This window comes from Flavobacterium wongokense (genome assembly GCF_021608265.1).
In the GTDB taxonomy this organism is placed as follows: domain Bacteria; phylum Bacteroidota; class Bacteroidia; order Flavobacteriales; family Flavobacteriaceae; genus Flavobacterium; species Flavobacterium wongokense.
In genome coordinates, this window is sequence record NZ_JAKIHP010000001.1 from 59,827 (window position 1) to 76,980 (window position 17,154).

Consider the following 17,154-nt stretch of genomic DNA (forward strand, 5'->3'; position numbering starts at 1 on the left):
ATGGAACAACCCATCTTTGATGATTATTGCCTTCTGGAAAAACCGGAAATCAAGGGAAGCTGGACTTTCATCAGGATGCCGGTCATGACACATCTTCCCAAAAAAAAGAACAGCACGGTTCGCGTTCGCGGTTTTATTGACAGCTACGAACTCAAGGATTTTCATATTTGGGCAATGAAGAAAGGTACTTTCCTTGCGGTTAAAGCGGAAATCAGGAAAGCCATCAAAAAAGAACAGGGCGATACCGTAAAACTAGTCTTATTCCTCGACGAACCACAAATGGTAATTCCCGAAGATTTTTTGGCCTGCCTTCGCGAAGAACCAAAACTGTTACAGCTTTTTGAAAGTTATCCCGAACAGCAGAAAAAGGAAATAACCGAATGGATTTTTTCGGCCAAAACCGATGATGAAAAAATTATCCGCATTGCCAAAACCTTGGAAAAACTAGAAAACGACTCAAGCAAAGCCTAATTATCAATTATCTATTGTCAATTATTAATTATAGATTATCTTTGTCCCATGACACTAATTTCATCAGATAACATCAAAAATCAAGAGACGGTAAAGAATGTTTTTACCCTGTATCTTGAAAACAAAGGACACCGCAAAACGCCTGAGCGCTATGCTATTCTTCAGGAAATTTATGATAGCGAGGAACATTTTGATATCGAGAACCTGTATATCAAGATGAAGAACAAAAACTACCGCGTGTCGCGTGCTACCTTATACAATACGATTGAACTTTTACTGGATTGCGGCCTAGTGCGCAAACATCAGTTCGGGCAAAATCAGGCGCATTATGAAAAGTCCTATTTTGACAAACAGCACGACCATATCATCATGACCGATACCGGTGAAGTAATCGAATTCTGTGACCCAAGGATACAAACCATCAAGCAGACTATTGAAGAGATATTTGGCATCGAAATCCACAACCACTCCTTGTATTTTTACGCAAACAAAAAAGAGTAATTTCAAATATATGCAGCCTAAACACTATTTTCAAAAAACGTTTGTCTACACATTCATGTTCTATATAGTGTACAAGGCAGCTTTCCAAATGATGGACGATTTTTCAGGGTTTAATTTTCTCTTTATGTTTAAAACCCTAATCTCCGGACTGATCGTAGCAGCGATACTGGGCGGTATTAATTATTTCGCAAAAGTGGATTTTCCTCCACAGAAAAAACAACGCAAATCCAAAAACAACTAATTACAATAAACACACAACAACACACAAAATGACTGTAGACTTACTACTCGGATTACAATGGGGAGACGAAGGAAAAGGAAAAATCGTTGACGTACTAACTTCTAAATACGACATTATTGCCCGTTTCCAGGGCGGACCAAACGCGGGTCACACTTTAGAGTTTGACGGAATCAAACACGTTTTGAGAACAATCCCTTCAGGGATTTTCCATAAAAACAACATCAATATTATTGGAAATGGTGTAGTGATTGATCCTGTGGTTTTCAAAAGTGAGATTGACGGCCTGGCCAAATTCAATCTTGACCTGAAGTCAAAACTGATTATTTCGCGCAAGGCACATTTAATCCTTCCAACGCACCGCTTGCTTGATGCAGCTTCTGAAACGGCAAAAGGGAAAGCCAAAATTGGTTCTACCTTAAAGGGAATCAGCCCAACCTACATGGATAAAACCGGCAGGAACGGAATTCGTGTGGGAGATATTGAATTAGCCGATTTTAAGGATAAATACCGCGCTTTAGCCAATAAGCACGAAGAAATGATTGCTTTTTATGATGTCGCAATCCAATACAATTTACCAGAATTGGAAAAAGAATTTTTTGAAGCCATTGAGGACTTACGAAAATTAGACTTCATCGACAGCGAGGAGTATCTGGCAAAAGCCCAAAAAGAAGGAAAATCAATCCTTTGCGAAGGAGCGCAGGGTTCATTGCTTGATGTGGATTTCGGGACTTATCCATTTGTGACTTCTTCAAACACCACTGCAGCCGGAGCCTGTACAGGTTTGGGAATTGCACCCAATAAAATCAAGGAAGTCTTTGGGATTTTTAAGGCATATACTACACGTGTAGGTTCAGGACCGTTCCCAACTGAAGATTTTGGCGATGATGGTGATGTAATGGCAAAAGTGGGTAACGAATTTGGTTCGGTTACCGGACGCAAAAGACGTTGCGGCTGGCTTGATTTGGTAGCGCTGAAATATGCCATCCAGATTAACGGCGTAACCCAATTGATGATGATGAAAGGCGATGTGCTTTCGGGCTTTGAGACCTTGAAAGTTTGTACCGGCTATAATTACAAAGGCGAGGTAATCCACCATCTGCCATTCAATATAGAGGAAGAGAATGTTACTCCAATCTATACTGAATTTAAAGGCTGGGCACAGGATTTAACCGGATTGACGACTTTTGAAAGTTTGCCAAAAGAGCTAAAGGACTATATCGAATTTATTGAAAAAGAAGTTGAAGTCCCAATAAAAATCATCTCTGTTGGACCAGACCGGAAACAGACGATAATGAAATAAATGTAAAACCCTTTCAGCAATGAGAGGGTTTATTTTTTGTAACTTGCTGTTGCTAAACCAGTAAAAGCAAAACCGATGAATGATTACGAAAAAACAACCGCGCTGACTTTGGCTGTAGTTGAAAATTTCAACGAAGCTTTCAACCGTCACGATGTAGATGGCGTTATGCGTTTTATGACTGAAGACTGCCTGTTTGAAAATACCAGCCCAATGCCCGATGGAACCCGTTTTGAAGGCGCTGTTGCTATTAGGGCGTTTTGGGAAAAATTCTTTGCTTCCAATCCCGATGCCTTTTTTGAAGCCGAAGACATTTTTGCTGCCGGTGACCGCTGTACCGTAAGGTGGATTTACCGCAAAACCAAAGAAGGAAAACCATGGCACATTCGAGGTGTAGACGTTTTTAAGGTTGTTGACGGCAAAGTTTCGGAGAAACTGGCGTATGTTAAAGGCTAAATTCCTATCGTATCTTTTCTAAATGAGAGTGTCATGGCCTTAGAATCTGGCAGGCGAGTGTCAAATATTCGAAGAATTCGTAAAAATGAAAAGCTGTCTGAACTCGTTGTCAAACGAGTGAGTTCTTTTCATTTAGAATTCGAGAATGGATTTGACCGCCAAAGATTCAAAGCCTTGATTTTTTGTTTCTTTTGCATCAAGGCAAAAGAAAATAAAATTCTTATCTTGCTGTCACTAACCAATAAATAAACATAATATGAAAAAAGTAATCCTCGGCGGCTTTATTGGCGCCCTCATTTTTTTTGTCTATCAAACCATTACGTGGATGGGTGGATTCCACAATGATTTCAGCAAATACACACCTAACCAGGCTCCCATTATGCAGGCTCTCAACAGCAATCTTTCTGAAAACGGTGCTTATATGATGCCTTCCGCCGACCTAAATGCTCCCGATGCCGAGGCCCAAAATGAAAAACTTATGAAGGAAGGCATGGGTAAACCCTGGGCTATGGTTTTTTACCATACCCAAATGACGGGAATGGATCCTTCCTACATGCTCAAAGGCTTTCTATATTCTTTGCTTGCCTGCCTACTTGTTGCTTTCGTAATATTCTCAGGTGGCTTCAATTCGTTTGGAAAACGGTTTGGCGTTTCCATGGCATTTTCATTATTTGCCTTGCTCGAATGCACCCTTACCGAAATGAACTGGTGGGATTTCCCATGGCATTACGTAAAATCAACCGTATTCGACATGATATTGGGCTGGGCAATAGTATCCTTGTGGTTTGCCTGGTATGTAAAGGAAAAAGGCGCTAAGGAATAAATGATTTTAAAACAATGGCAAAAAATAAATTAGTCCGTATGGACAATGTCGGCATCGTCGTGGAATCCCTTGATGAAGCCATCGCTTTTTTTGAAGAGCTTGGCATGACGCTCGAAGGGCGTGCCAATGTTGCCGGAGAATGGGCAGGAAGCGTTACCGGATTGGGCAATCAAAATGTTGAAGTCGCGATGATGATTACTCCCGACGGAAACAGCAGGTTAGAGCTTTCCCGTTTCATAAGTCCAGATGTAATTGCCGACCACCGCAATGCTCCTGTAAATGCACTGGGCTATTTGCGCGTAATGTTTGCAGTAACCAACCTCGACGAGCTACTGGAAAGGCTTTATAAGAAAGGCGCCGAACTAGTGGGCGAAGTGGTTAATTATGCCGACATCTATAAACTCTGCTACATCCGCGGACCTGAAGGAATACTGATTGGCCTGGCTGAACAGCTGGGAACTAAGGATGTAAAGGATGTTTTGGAAAAATGATAAACATAAAAGAGTCCTCAACAAATATTCACAAAAAAATTAAGCAGTAATTGCATATCGATAAGTTTAAACGATTGAAATATGAAGAACAAATACTTACTGGCAGTCCTAATCCTTTTTTTATCGGTACAAACCTATAGTCAAAAAAAAGCCGACAAATATGAAAATTTAAAAAGTATCAAAATAGACACTTTGTCAAATGAGGGATCCATTTCAGTTGTTAAAATGGATTTAACTCCAGTACAACTAGGTTTGGAAAAGTCGGTTAAACTAGATAAAATAATTTTTAAGGTTTTTTATATTGAAGACGGCATCATTGGTTACAAGGCAATGACACATAAACCCGAAAACAATGAAATAGCTTTCTTTTATGCAAAAAACACACAGAAAATGTATTTCTCCGTAGGAAGCGGCTTAAAAGAAACCTACTTAAAAAAGGAATTCTCCCAACTAATTAAAATCGTAGAAATCCTCGAGCATCGGGTTTTTGCAGCCATTCCCTTTTCAGGGATGTCTGCCTATTCAGTTCTTGAAGAATACAAATAAAGGTTCGCAAACAGTTTTTAATCGATATTATTTCCAACAAAAACCTTCTATATTTACACCGCAAAAATTCAGCAGAAAAATAAATGAAAACCAAACTATCCTTACTCGCCTTAGTCCTATTAATGGCATCCTGCAAAACCTACACCATTGAGCCTGAAAAATTCAAAAAACAACTTATAGAAAGCAATGCCAACACGCTTAAGGATGTAAAAGTCAACAATCCGCTTACACCATTTTCTAAAATTGAGTATAAAGCCAACAGTTTAAAGTACCTGAATGTGTATGATAAAAACGGTCAGCTTTCGTTTATGGAAAATTCCCCATCGGTGGAAATGCGCGTAACCCTCAAGGATGGCAAGCGTAAAATCCTCTACCTGGATACCGTTACCTTGGAGAACGATACGCTGAAAGGTGAAAAATCTAGGATATTAGGCTTGAAAAGCAAAATACCTTTTAATGACATCGTCAAAATTGAAGTTCAGGATGGTGGCAAGAAATACCAATATGAATAATCGATTATTAGCTCAATCCAGGCTTTAATCAAAAAACCAACTTTTCAGCATTTCCAACCCCTCCCAGCCCTCGAACGAGCTTCGGACTCTCGCGGGCATGCTTCGGACTCCATCTTTCTTACTTCTGAGAGCCTCAATCACTTTTCGGAATAGCTCGGCTTTGCTTCTTAAGATAAAATTCAATCATCGGACGAGTCTATCAGTTCATCGGACAGCCTCTTTTCAGCATCTATATCCTTCAATTGAGCTTCTAACTGCTTGTAATACTAATCTTAAGCTAACCTTAAGTTTTTTGTAAGTATTATTGGCATAAAGTTTGGCTTATCGATTTCAATATTAATAACTTAAAAAATAGAAATCATGAGAAAAAAAGACGTAATCCGACTTTACAATTTTTCGGATGGAACCCTAGTAACGAAAGGGTTGGAAAAAGTGGCTTACATGCAAAGAGACAAACCTGAGTTTGAATTGTATGGAATAACGCCACAATTGGTAACCGATTTGAAAGACAGCATAATTGCTTTCTCAGAACGTTTAACCGATGTAGAGGCATTGGGCAACCAAACCAATGTAACGGCAAACAAGGATGCTAAGGGCGAAGAAGTCCGAAACGCAATCAGGGACATTATGGCAAGGGTAACCTTAGTATACATGTTTGGCACACCCAAATATAAAAAGTTTGGTACCGATGAACTCGCGCATCAATCAGATTCCGATTTAATCATCACTGCGAAACGAGTGGTGCGTGTAGCAACCGAGATGATGCCTGCACTTACCGCAAATGGCGTGACAATAGGAATGCTTAACGCACTTACTATTTTAGCAGAAGATTTCACCAACCTGATTGTAGACATGAAAATGCAGATTGGTAACCGCGACATCGAGCAGGAAGACCGTGTGGAAGCAGGTAATGCCATTTATACTACCTTGGTAAGCTACACCAATACAGGGCAGTCTATCTGGGAAACTACAGACGTAGCCAAGTTTAATGACTACGTATTGTACAACACCATCAGCGGAGAAGAGGAAACTCCAGAACCTTTAGCTTCTTAAATATGGATAAAATTATTTTAATGCAATGAAACCCTTTCAGCGATGAGAGGGTTTTCTTTTTTCAAAAAAAATTATGTTTTTGTTTTGCAGTTAAAAACTATATCGTAATATTGCAATATAAAAATATCACAAATGGGAGCAACCAAAACAGATCACTTTACCGAAACCCAAAATCAGATTGCCGTTTTGGCAAAAGCCTTAGGACATCCTGCTCGGGTTGCCATTATTGAATACCTGATGAGTGTGGATAGCTGCATTTGTGGCGACATTGTAAATGTACTGCCTCTCGCCCAGCCTACCGTATCGCAACATCTTAAGGAGCTCAAAAATGCGGGATTGATTAAAGGGAATATCGAAGGAAATGCGATTTGTTACTGCATCGACCAAAATGCTTTGGAAACGCTCAAATCTTATTTTTCAGTAATCTCGACCAGTTTAATGAAAAAGAAATACAGTTGTTGTTAATTAAAATATATCATCATGAAACTATCAGAAATTAAAAAAGTCCTGGAAACTGCAGAAACTGTAGATTTCAAATTGGAAAACGGAACTTTTGTTCCCGAGCATTTCCACGTTACCGAAGTTGGGGTAATCACAAAACACTTTATCGATTGCGGTGGAACAGAAAGAAAAGAAAAGGTGGCGAACTTCCAGCTTTGGGATGCCAATGATTATGAGCACCGGCTTAAACCCGGAAAACTGCAGAAAATAATTGCGCTTTCTGAAAAGGTTCTGGAAATGGAAGATTTGGAAATTGAAGTCGAGTATCAATCGGAAACCATTGGAAAATATGATTTGGGTTTTGATGGAAAAAGTTTTATCCTGCTTTCTAAAGCCACAGCCTGCCTTGCAAAAGAAAACTGCGGCGTTCCACAACCAAAACACCATTTATCCGATTTAGAAACTCCTTGTTGTGCTCCCGATGGAAATTGCTGTTAATTTTTTTACCAAATACAAGAAGCCAATTGTCATAACAACATCGGTTGTGGTACTTCAGTTGCTATTTGGTTTCGACCCCAAGTTTTGCGTTATCAATATAATTTGGTTATTTGTTTAAGATGAAGAAAGTACTTGTCCTTTGTACAGGAAACAGCTGTCGAAGTCAGATTGCCGAAGGCTATTTAAGGCATTTTACAGGCAGCAAAGCCAAGATTTACAGTGCAGGCGTTGAAACGCACGGAGTGAACCCAAAAGCAATTGCCATCATGAAAGAAGACGGCATCGACATTTCAAACCATACTTCAAATAATATTGATGAGTACTATAATATTGATTTTGATTTTGTGATTACCGTTTGTGATAATGCAAAAGAAAACTGCCCGTTTTTTCCAACCAAGGCTAAAAAATTCCATCATAATTTTCCCGACCCGGCAAAGGCACTAGGAAATGATGACGAAGTTTTTGAAGAGTTTCGAAAAGTGAGGAATTTAATAAAAGCATATTGCTCAGATTTTGCCACGCAGAACTTATAGATATATAACAATGTCAAACAAAATTGTAACTCGATAAAGCGGCTTTGTTTTTACCTTAGTGTAAAATACCATTGCCATGAAAGAGTACATAGTCAAAAAGAAAATAGCCATCAGGGCAACGCCCGAAGCTGTTTGGGACGCACTGACCAATCCGGAAAAAACAAAAAAATATTTCTTTAAATGCGAAGTCCATTCCAACTGGAAGCCGGGAAACCCGATTACTTTCAAAGGAACCTTTTTATTCTTTTTCAAATTTGAATTAAAAGGAAAAATCATTGAGGCCGAACCTGGAAAACTCTTAAAATATTCATTAAAGAATTCGAAAACCTCTGGGGAATCCATAGTTACCGATACCTTAACTTATGAAAAAGGAGTCACAACCGTTTCCATAACCGATGACGTAGGCCCCGAAGATGGCTCCGAAAAAAGATATACCCGTTCTGTTAAAGGTTGGGATAAAATCCTCAAAGGTTTAAAGGAAGTTGTGGAGCATGAATTATAAAACAAAACCCTTTCGTTTCTGAAAGGGTTCCTATTATTAGATTTTGAATATGAGGCTCTCGCTTGGTTTTACCGTGAGCTGTATCGTTCCTTTTCCATCGGTAACCTTAAGCTGGGCCTTACTTCCGTAAAGCTGGTCTTTCACATCGTATAGACCATCCTTTATTTTCCAGGCCGCAATTACATCGGCTGGGACTTTTAATTCGAAACTGCTGGTAGTCACCCACGAGAAATTCACCACAATGATTAATTTTTCCTTGTCGGACCAACGAACATAAGAATACATTCCCGGATCGTAATGAAGTGTGTTTTCCCGGTTTACCGTTTGTATTTCCTGGAATTTACCCATTAATGCATCGCTTTTTAAGGTAAAGTTCAATAAGCGTTTGTAAAAATCACGCAGTTGCTTTTCGCTGGCTGTTAACTTGCCGCCGTCAAATTTGCCACCATTCATCCAACGCTGGTGATTGGGAACGCCTACATAATCAAATATTGAAGTCCGTGTTGGTTTTCCGAAACCGCCGTCAACAGCTCCTTCCTCTCCTACTTCCTGTCCGAAATAAATCATTGTTGGCGAAGAACTAATCGTTGCCGAGACCACCATCATAGGCTTTCCTTTTTCTGGTGTACCTGCAAAGTCCGGGCTGGCTAGACGTTGTTCGTCATGGTTATCCAGAAAGTGCAGCATGTGGTGCTCAATGTCTGCCATTCCCTTTTGTATGTCCGAAAGCGGATCGGGCATTACTTTTCCTTGGATTACTGCTTTCAGATGGTCATAAGTTTCCACCTTGTCGTACAGGTAATCCATTTTACCAAGCTTGATATAATTCCTGTATTCCTTCGGATTATAAACCTCAGCCATCAAAAATGCTTTTGGGTTTTTCATCTTGATTGCCGAATTCATATAACTCCAAAATTCATAAGGAACCATTTCTGCCATGTCATAACGAAAGCCGTCTACGCCCTTTGCGGTCCAATACAAGGCAATGTCACGGAATTTTTTCCACGAACTTGGCACATCCTTATCCTGCCAAAAAGCATAATGGGCTTTATAATCCTTCTCATCATAACCTGCAGGAAGTTCCGGAAAATCTTTGGAACCATCAGGTTTTATGCCATAGTTTACTTTTACCGTTTCATACCAGTCATTGATATCAGGTTTTGCCTGGCGTGAACCATTGCCGGTCCATTTTGCCGGAAACTCATTGAATTTACCATCAATCAAAGGATTTTTTTCTCCATTTAAAGGTTTGTAACTATCCGAAGTTGGCACTTCAAAAGCTTTCCCCGGAATATAATAGAAGTTATTGTTACGGGCATATTCAACAGAAGTGTTGTCTTCTGCACCAAAATCGGTTACGCCTTTCGGGTTGCTCAAACTGTGGTAATTGCGGGCAATGTGATTGGGAACAATATCGATGATGACTTTGAGTCCGTTGTTGTGTGTTCTTTTGATGAGGCCTTCAAATTCTTCGAGCCTTCTTGCGGGATTTACGGCCAAATCGGGATTCACATTATAATAATCCTTAACCGCATACGGTGAGCCTGCACGGCCTTTTACCACATCGGGATCGTCATTGGAAATTCCGTATTTGGTATAATCGCGGATAACATCGTGATGCGGAACTCCGGTGTACCAGATATAAGTGACTCCCAATTTTTTGATTTCCTGCAAAGCAGTATCTGTAAAGTCATTGAACTTCCCAACTCCGTTTTCCTCAATGGTTCCCCAAGGTTTATTAGTGGTATTCTTGTTTCCGAATAAACGGGTAAAAACCTGGTAAACCACATCTTTTTTAGGTGTATTGGTTGGTTTGGCGTTGGCACTCATAGAAGTCTTTTTTTGGGCAGTGGTTGTATTGAAAATAAAACAACCCATTACCAGTGCTAATGTTAAACTTGTTTTCATACTATACGATAGGCTTTTGGTTCAATAAGCCATAGCTACAAATATACTGAATATAGTATCTTTTATTATTATAATTACAGGCGAAAATCAAATAATAGGCAAAAGCCACGTATTAATAAGTAAAATCCACAGAATAAAAATTGGTTGAATTTTTACTGAATAATGCTTATATATTTGTTACAGAAATTAAAATCAAATAGTCTTGAAAACGGCATTCAAAATAATCCTTTATAGCTTCCTATTATTTATAGGTCATACTGTTTGGTCTCAGCAAACTGTTATCGACAGCCTGAAAAGGGTTTATAAGGTGGCCAAAACGGATACTGCCAAAGTAAACATCTACAACCAGCTTGCATTTGAATTAAAGGAAAGCTATACAGATTCTTCTTTTTATTATGCTTCTAAAGCAGAGGTTTTCGCAAGAAAAATTAAGTATAACGATGGCCTTGCAAATGCTGCCATTAATAAGGGGAATGCAAATATCATCGTAGGGGATTATCCCGAAGCCAAAAAGCAATTCGCGAAAGCGAAGGCCATTTTTGAATCTCTGCTAAAGGATGATGAAGACAACAAAACCTATATTTATGGTTTGGCCAGATGTTATTCGAGCTTAGGTGTGATTTTTTCTCAGGAAGGCAATTATTATGAGTCCTTGGACAATTATCAGAACGGGCTCAAACTCTATCAGAAAATCAATAATAAGGTCAGTATTTCCAAGTCCTACAACAATATCGGAATCATCTATAAATCGAGAGGGAACAATGCCAAAGCGCTGGAGTATTTTAAAAAGGCATTGAAAATCCAGGAAGAGATTGGCGAGCAGACCATGCCGGTAACATTGACGAACATTGGGGTAATCTATTTTGAAGACAATAAACTGCCACAGGCTTATTCGTATTATTCCAAAGCGGAAAAACTCTTCAAAACCATTGAAAACACAAGAGGATCTGCACTACTGCAAAATTATTGGGGTGATTATTACATCAAAAAAAGTGAACCTGCGAAAGCCGAAGCCTATTACAAAAAGGCGCTGGAAATGTACCAAAGCATCCAGAACAAATTTGGAGCATCATTGGCCTTGTACAATCTTGGAACGCTTTATTTCAATCAGGGAAAATACGCTCAGGCTATGCCGTTGGCTTCACAATCTTTGGAGTATGCAAATGAAATTGGAGCATTAGACCAAATCTATCATTCGGAAAAATTGGTGAGTGACCTATACAATATCCAAAACCAACCCGACCTTGCGTTGCAGCATTACAAAAATTACGTCATTGCACGAGACAGCCTTAATACCATGGAGAGCACCAAAAAATTTGATCGCGCCGAAATGGATTTCGAATATCAGAAAAAGGAAGCCTTATTTCAGGAAAAGAACAAACGCCAGAATTTATTATTGGTATTTTCAATAGTGGGAACGCTGTTGGTTATTGGTTTGATTTTCCTTTTAATCAACAGGCAGCAGGTAAAACGCCGATTGACATTACAGAAAGAAGTGGCCGAATACGAGCAGAAAGCATTGCACCTTCAGATGAATCCGCATTTTGTCTTTAATTGTTTGGGGTCAATTTCAAGCTTCATCGTACAGAACGGAACAGATTCGGCATTGAAATACCTGTCAAAATTCTCCAAACTGATGCGTTTGACTTTGGAGTATTCCAAAGACCCCCTAATCCCGATTGACAAGGAAATTGAAAGCCTGCAAAATTACCTTGAATTGGAACAACTGCGCTTCCATGACAAATTTGACTTTAGGATTGCATCAAGTGAAAAAGTAGAATTCAATATGGGACTTCCACCCTTGTTAATCCAGCCATTTGTAGAAAATGCCATATTGCACGGTTTGGTTCCCAAAGAAGGAAACGGAGTGATTTATGTTGATTTTGATGTAGAAAACGGCCAGTTGGTTTGTACCATTTCGGACAACGGAATCGGAATTACAAAATCGGCTGCCATCAAGGAAAATTCGATGAAGGCACACAAATCGATGGCGCTGGAAATTACCAGGAAAAGATTAGAAATCATGGAAGCCACCATATCCAAATCGGCACAGATTGACATTAGGGAATTAGAAGAAAACAACACGGTTGTAGGAACTAGGGTTACACTACGATTACCAATACAATACATACAATGATAACAGCAGTATTAATTGACGACGACAAGCATTTAAGGACAGGACTGAAAGCTCTTTTGGAACGTTATACCAATGAAATCAATATCATTGGCGAAGCCGAAAGCGTAAAAACAGGCGTTGCTCTTTTGGGAAAACTACAGCCACAGGTGTTGTTCCTGGATATCCATTTGGCCGACGGAACCGGATTTGACATTTTGGAACAATTGACCAAAACCAAAGGAAAAACGAATGCCCATATTGTGTTTATTACGGCCCATGAACAATATGCGGTAAAGGCTTTTAAATTTAGCGCGCTTGACTTTATACTAAAGCCCGTTGACCCTGAGGAATTGCAAAACACCATTGCCAAAATCAAGGAAGCTGTGGGCAAAAACAGTTCGTTTGAACACATTGACCTGCTGTTGGAAAACATCCGCAAAAAAGTGGATAATTTCAAACGGATTGCACTTTCAACCAGCGACGGAATCCATCTTTTTGACGTTTCGGACATCATTCGCTGTGAGGCCAAAGTGAATTATACCGAGTTCTTTATCAAAAACCATAAACCGTTATTGATTTCGAGAACGCTCAAGGAATTTGAGGAAATGCTGACCGAACATGGTTTTGAACGTATACATCAATCCCATTTGATTAACCTTTCCTATCTGAAATCCTATATAAAATCGGATGGCGGTTATGTTGTTATGGCAGACAATACCAACATTCCCATCGCGCAAAGCAAAAAGGAAAAACTACAGGAACTAATTAAGAACTTTTAAGAAAAAAAATATAGAAATCATGAAGAAACTATTACCCTTTATACTGCTGGTTACCGGAATGGTAAACGCCCAATTTATCGATTTTCCTGATTTTGCTTTCAAATCCACGTTGCTGCTTGCGGATTATAACAATCCGACCGCTATGGATTCTTTTGGAAACCAAATAAGGGTTGATTTGAATCAGGATGGAGAAATTGAGGTATGGGAAGCGTCTTTCGTTACCCAACTAAATGTCAGGGGATCGGGCATCACGAACCTATCCGGGATTTCGGAGTTTACGAACCTCACGCGTTTGGATTGCAGCTACAATTCGCTCAACTCCCTTGATGTTAGCGGATTGCCTGCGCTTACTCAATTAACTTGTAGCCGAAACCAGCTGACATCGCTGAATTTAACGGGAGCATCCAATCTTTCGCTACTTTTTTGCTCTTATAATCAGCTTAGTAATATAGATGTAACTGGTACGCCACAGCTTACATTTTTAGACTGCAGCCATAACAATATCCAGGCATTAACCATCAATGGCTTAGCAAATCTTGCGCAATTATCCTGCAATGACAACCTGATCTCAAACCTCAGCCTGGCTAATTTGACGAGTTTTGCGGTGTTGCAATGCGACCACAACCTGCTTACCAGCCTTGATGTAAGCAACGTGCCGAGCCTTACTCAGCTTTATTGCTATTACAATCAGTTGACAAGTCTTGACCTCAGCGGCAATACTGCGCTTACCCGATTAGGCTGTGGTGAAAACAGCTTTGCCACATTAAACTTGAATGGCCTTTCAAACCTTAATTATCTGGAATGTAATTACCTGCCGAACAATGTAATAATCAATGGAAATGGATTAACTGCCCTGACTTATGCACAATATATCGGGTCGAATTCGGAAATGACTTTTAATGGCTTCCCAAATCTTGAGAACCTAAATTTAACCTCACCGGCAAGCACTTTCACTTTAAACCTATCTGGTTTCAATTCTAATGCTTATGTCGCAATTGTCCCTCCATACGACAACATTATTACCAGCCTGACGGTAAACGGAGTTGGTCCGACGGCCATTAAAACATTGTATTGTCCGCAATACAACCAGCTTGCCAGTTTAACCCTAAATGGACTTAACGGACTTAGCGAATTGATTTGTGCCGGTAATAAACTTACCAGTTTGAATTTAAGCAACTTGCCTAATCTGACTTATTTGAACGTTGGACAAAACCTGTTGACTTCACTGAATTTAAGTGGAACTGCAAACCTAAAGCATTTGGACGTCAACAATAACAAACTTACCGCGCTAAACATTAGCGGTTTGACAGCTTTGGAATACCTGGATTTTTGCAACCATACCACGGTAGACATCAATGGGAATCAAATTTCTTCAATTGATTTGAGTGGTTTAACAAACCTTAAATATTTTGACTGTTCCAATTATGGTTTTGACAATGTCGTAGGTGCTCATGGCAATATGCTTTCTTCATTATCGGTAAATCACCTGACGCAACTGGAAGATTTGAAATGCTCCAAAAATAATATTGCGGCTCTTACTATTAACAACCTTATCCATTTGACTAATTTAGACTGTTCCCATAATCTGTTAACTAGTTTGGACTTGGTAGGATTGACCAGCCTAACCAATTTGAACTATTCGTATAACCAGTTGGAAAACCTAAATATGGTCGGCTTGGTAAATATAACCGATTTGGATTGCTCCTATAATAACATCAGTACACTGAATCTTTCAACGATGCCCAATTTAAGAAAGCTTGCCTGCAATTCCAATGCGCTTACCACGCTGAATCTTGACGGATTGACCTTAATAACTGATTTATCCTGTGATAACAACCAGCTTACGACACTTGATTTGACCAATATGTCCAACCTCTATTATTTAAGTTACAACAATAACCAAGTACCAAATCTCGATTTTAGCCAGCTTCCGAATCTTTTTTCATTGCAATGTGGCGGAAACCATATGACAACCATTGATGTAAGCCCATTAACCCAACTTCAAGTACTTAACTGCGATACCAACGATTTAACAACACTTGATATCAGCAATCTAACGCATCTTTCGACACTTCAATGCGTCCAAAACCATCTGACGACACTCGATTTGAGTCATCAGCCAATTCTTAGCAGGTTGGATTGCAGTTCCAATTCGCTTACAACAATAGATTTAAGTACAGTACCGGAACTATGGTCTTTAGCTTGTGCCAATAACGGCATGACAGCTCTTGATTTGAGTCATAATCCCCGTCTTTACGGCGTTTATTGCAACGATAACCTGATTACAACGCTAGACGTAAGCAATATGGATAACCTCCATGCTTTATGGTTCCAAAACAATCCACTTCTGACTGAGGTATTTATGAAAAACGGTAGTAATGAAACGATTTTAAGGCTAAACGATAATCCTTCTTTAACTTATATATGTGCGGATGAAGCGCAACTTGCCTCAATACAGTCTACGCTAAATGGTTTAGGAATGACAACTACTGTCAGCAACTCTTATTGTACTTTCAGTCCTGGCGGTCCACACAATACTGTCATTGGTACCACAATTTTTGACGGAAACAACAACGGCTGTAACCTAAATGACCCGTTACATCCAAACATTCGGGTAGATTTTTCAGGCCCTGAAGGAACAGGCTCGGCTTTTACCAACACAAACGGAACTTGTACCTTTTATGCTGACTCCGGGAATTATACCCTTTTTCCAAACATAGAAAATGCGGCAGCTTTTAACATCTCACCGGCAAGTGCCTCAATTAACTTTTCGGATAACAATAATAATATCAGTAACCAAAGTTTTTGTTTGTCTGCCAATGGAGTACATTCTGATGTAGAAATAGTTTTAAGTCCGGTAAGCCCAGCTAGGCCTGGTTTTGACGCCACTTATAAACTGACCTACAAAAACAAAGGGAATCAGGTTCTGTCAGGCAATGTTACGCTTGCGTTCGAAGATGCAAAAATGGATCTTACCACAGCCATTCCGGCTGTCGACACACAGACTCCTAATAATTTAGATTGGGCTTATACCAGCCTGTTGCCTTTTGAAAGCAGGACAATTAACCTTGTATTTACGATAAATGCCCCGCCAGCTGTCAATATCGATGATGTGATACACTTTACAGCATCTATAACACCTAGTGCCGGTGATGAAAATCCTTCCGATAATACATTTGCATACAATCAGACAGTGGTGGGTTCGTTTGACCCAAATGATATTACCTGCCTTGAAGGAGATACGGTTTCTCCAACAGAGATTGGGAACTATTTACACTATGTGGTAAATTTTGAAAACACCGGAAATTACCAGGCAGAAAATGTTGTGGTTAGGGATGTGATTGACACAGACAAATATGATCTTGCGACACTTCAGGTTCTTAGTACTTCTTATGATTCCTATACCAGAATAATCGATAATGTTGTTGAATTTGTCTTTCAGGGCATCAATTTGGCGCCACGATCCGGAAATCCTCCTGTTGGTGGCCACGGAGATGTTTTGTTCAAGATAAAAACGAAAGGAACCATTAATCCTAATGAAACAGTTATCCAAAGGGCCGGAATCTATTTTGATTACAATGCACCGGTTCAGACCACAGATGCCGAAACGACTTTCGTCGAGTTGAGCAATCCAATATTTGAATTTGATAACAGCGTTAAAATCTATCCTAATCCAACAAATTCAATGATCAACATAGCGAGTGATTTTGCTATCGAATCCATTGAACTGTATGATGTTCAGGGAAGAATCCTGGAAAGGCATTTCGAAACAGCCAGTTTTACCAAACTGGATATTTCAAACAAATCGAATGGCATTTACTTCCTGAAAATCAAAACCGAAAAAGGAAGCAAGGTTGAAAAAGTAGTTAAACAATAAAATTTAGTTAATTGAGTGAAAAAAGCGCAGGCCAGAAAACGGTTTGCGCTTTTGCTTTATAATAAATTATTCTTAATAAGCCTTATCATTGTTCCTAATTTCATAAATT

General features: G+C 39.5%; 17 protein-coding genes. 16 read left to right on the forward strand and 1 reads right to left on the reverse strand.

Translation table 11 applies throughout. The features are described from left to right. From L1S31_RS00255 to L1S31_RS00315, 13 genes are all read left to right on the forward strand, one after another. Window positions 1-471: a YdeI/OmpD-associated family protein gene (locus L1S31_RS00255; RefSeq protein WP_236460062.1), complete on the forward strand. Its 471-nt coding sequence runs from the start codon at window positions 1-3 to the stop codon at window positions 469-471. A gap of 48 nt (window positions 472-519) precedes the next feature. Next, window positions 520-972: a Fur family transcriptional regulator gene (locus L1S31_RS00260; protein ID WP_236460063.1), complete on the forward strand. Its 453-nt coding sequence runs from the start codon at window positions 520-522 to the stop codon at window positions 970-972. A gap of 269 nt (window positions 973-1,241) precedes the next feature. Continuing rightward, complete coding sequence (locus tag L1S31_RS00265) at window positions 1,242-2,513, forward strand: adenylosuccinate synthase (protein WP_236460064.1); 1,272 nt, start codon at window positions 1,242-1,244, stop codon at window positions 2,511-2,513. 75 nt (window positions 2,514-2,588) lie between these two features. Continuing rightward, window positions 2,589-2,966, forward strand: coding sequence for a nuclear transport factor 2 family protein (locus L1S31_RS00270; RefSeq protein WP_236460065.1), 378 nt, complete (start codon window positions 2,589-2,591; stop codon window positions 2,964-2,966). A gap of 256 nt (window positions 2,967-3,222) precedes the next feature. Next, a complete protein-coding gene (locus L1S31_RS00275) occupies window positions 3,223-3,789 on the forward strand; it encodes a hypothetical protein (protein WP_236460066.1) in 567 nt (188 codons plus the stop codon). Window positions 3,790-3,803: 14 nt separating this feature from the next. Further along, window positions 3,804-4,280, forward strand: coding sequence for a VOC family protein (locus tag L1S31_RS00280; RefSeq protein WP_236460067.1), 477 nt, complete (start codon window positions 3,804-3,806; stop codon window positions 4,278-4,280). An 81-nt stretch (window positions 4,281-4,361) separates the two neighbouring features. Beyond that, the gene (locus L1S31_RS00285; RefSeq protein WP_236460068.1) at window positions 4,362-4,826 is read left to right on the forward strand and encodes a hypothetical protein; all 465 of its coding nucleotides are present in this window, start codon (window positions 4,362-4,364) and stop codon (window positions 4,824-4,826) included. A gap of 83 nt (window positions 4,827-4,909) precedes the next feature. Further along, complete coding sequence (locus L1S31_RS00290) at window positions 4,910-5,338, forward strand: hypothetical protein (protein ID WP_236460069.1); 429 nt, start codon at window positions 4,910-4,912, stop codon at window positions 5,336-5,338. Window positions 5,339-5,698: 360 nt separating this feature from the next. Further along, window positions 5,699-6,391 carry a hypothetical protein gene (locus tag L1S31_RS00295; protein ID WP_236460070.1) on the forward strand — a complete coding sequence of 231 codons (693 nt, stop codon included), beginning with the start codon at window positions 5,699-5,701 and terminating at the stop codon, window positions 6,389-6,391. A gap of 132 nt (window positions 6,392-6,523) precedes the next feature. Continuing rightward, window positions 6,524-6,856, forward strand: coding sequence for an ArsR/SmtB family transcription factor (locus L1S31_RS00300; protein ID WP_236460071.1), 333 nt, complete (start codon window positions 6,524-6,526; stop codon window positions 6,854-6,856). Between the two features lie 15 nt (window positions 6,857-6,871). Next, a complete protein-coding gene (locus L1S31_RS00305; RefSeq protein ID WP_236460072.1) occupies window positions 6,872-7,330 on the forward strand; it encodes a DUF6428 family protein in 459 nt (152 codons plus the stop codon). Between the two features lie 119 nt (window positions 7,331-7,449). Further along, window positions 7,450-7,863 (forward strand): arsenate reductase ArsC, encoded by a 414-nt coding sequence (locus L1S31_RS00310; protein WP_236460073.1) that lies wholly within the window; start codon window positions 7,450-7,452, stop codon window positions 7,861-7,863. A gap of 76 nt (window positions 7,864-7,939) precedes the next feature. Further along, window positions 7,940-8,365, forward strand: a complete 426-nt coding sequence (locus L1S31_RS00315; RefSeq protein ID WP_236460074.1) for an SRPBCC domain-containing protein — start codon at window positions 7,940-7,942, stop codon at window positions 8,363-8,365. Between the two features lie 36 nt (window positions 8,366-8,401). Here the strand turns inward: L1S31_RS00315 and L1S31_RS00320 are convergent, their stop codons facing one another. Continuing rightward, window positions 8,402-10,273: an alpha-amylase family glycosyl hydrolase gene (locus L1S31_RS00320; protein WP_370637780.1), complete on the reverse strand. Its 1,872-nt coding sequence runs from the start codon at window positions 10,271-10,273 to the stop codon at window positions 8,402-8,404. A gap of 202 nt (window positions 10,274-10,475) precedes the next feature. On the opposite strand from L1S31_RS00320, the gene L1S31_RS00325 reads away from it, so the two are divergent. Genes L1S31_RS00325 through L1S31_RS00335 form a run of 3 tightly spaced genes read left to right on the forward strand, consistent with a single transcriptional unit; the run spans window position 10,476 to window position 17,045 of the window. Next, window positions 10,476-12,410 carry a tetratricopeptide repeat-containing sensor histidine kinase gene (locus L1S31_RS00325; protein WP_236460075.1) on the forward strand — a complete coding sequence of 645 codons (1,935 nt, stop codon included), beginning with the start codon at window positions 10,476-10,478 and terminating at the stop codon, window positions 12,408-12,410. Further along, entirely contained in the window at window positions 12,407-13,168 is a 762-nt protein-coding gene (locus tag L1S31_RS00330) for a LytR/AlgR family response regulator transcription factor (protein WP_236460076.1), read from the forward strand. The genes L1S31_RS00325 and L1S31_RS00330 overlap by 4 nt, the downstream gene beginning before the upstream one ends. Before the next feature lie 19 nt (window positions 13,169-13,187). Further along, window positions 13,188-17,045 carry a DUF7619 domain-containing protein gene (locus L1S31_RS00335; RefSeq protein ID WP_236460093.1) on the forward strand — a complete coding sequence of 1,286 codons (3,858 nt, stop codon included), beginning with the start codon at window positions 13,188-13,190 and terminating at the stop codon, window positions 17,043-17,045. Window positions 17,046-17,154: the final 109 nt, after the last annotated feature.

Coding starts and splice junctions, on each gene's coding strand:
- L1S31_RS00320 (WP_370637780.1), bottom strand. CDS start 10,273: ATGAAAACAAGTTTAACATTAGCACTGGTAATGGGTTGTTTTATTTTC.
- L1S31_RS00300 (WP_236460071.1), top strand. CDS start 6,524: ATGGGAGCAACCAAAACAGATCACTTTACCGAAACCCAAAATCAGATT.
- L1S31_RS00315 (WP_236460074.1), top strand. CDS start 7,940: ATGAAAGAGTACATAGTCAAAAAGAAAATAGCCATCAGGGCAACGCCC.
- L1S31_RS00265 (WP_236460064.1), top strand. CDS start 1,242: ATGACTGTAGACTTACTACTCGGATTACAATGGGGAGACGAAGGAAAA.
- L1S31_RS00275 (WP_236460066.1), top strand. CDS start 3,223: ATGAAAAAAGTAATCCTCGGCGGCTTTATTGGCGCCCTCATTTTTTTT.
- L1S31_RS00260 (WP_236460063.1), top strand. CDS start 520: ATGACACTAATTTCATCAGATAACATCAAAAATCAAGAGACGGTAAAG.
- L1S31_RS00290 (WP_236460069.1), top strand. CDS start 4,910: ATGAAAACCAAACTATCCTTACTCGCCTTAGTCCTATTAATGGCATCC.
- L1S31_RS00255 (WP_236460062.1), top strand. CDS start 1: ATGGAACAACCCATCTTTGATGATTATTGCCTTCTGGAAAAACCGGAA.
- L1S31_RS00305 (WP_236460072.1), top strand. CDS start 6,872: ATGAAACTATCAGAAATTAAAAAAGTCCTGGAAACTGCAGAAACTGTA.
- L1S31_RS00330 (WP_236460076.1), top strand. CDS start 12,407: ATGATAACAGCAGTATTAATTGACGACGACAAGCATTTAAGGACAGGA.
- L1S31_RS00310 (WP_236460073.1), top strand. CDS start 7,450: ATGAAGAAAGTACTTGTCCTTTGTACAGGAAACAGCTGTCGAAGTCAG.
- L1S31_RS00285 (WP_236460068.1), top strand. CDS start 4,362: ATGAAGAACAAATACTTACTGGCAGTCCTAATCCTTTTTTTATCGGTA.
- L1S31_RS00270 (WP_236460065.1), top strand. CDS start 2,589: ATGAATGATTACGAAAAAACAACCGCGCTGACTTTGGCTGTAGTTGAA.
- L1S31_RS00335 (WP_236460093.1), top strand. CDS start 13,188: ATGAAGAAACTATTACCCTTTATACTGCTGGTTACCGGAATGGTAAAC.
- L1S31_RS00280 (WP_236460067.1), top strand. CDS start 3,804: ATGGCAAAAAATAAATTAGTCCGTATGGACAATGTCGGCATCGTCGTG.
- L1S31_RS00295 (WP_236460070.1), top strand. CDS start 5,699: ATGAGAAAAAAAGACGTAATCCGACTTTACAATTTTTCGGATGGAACC.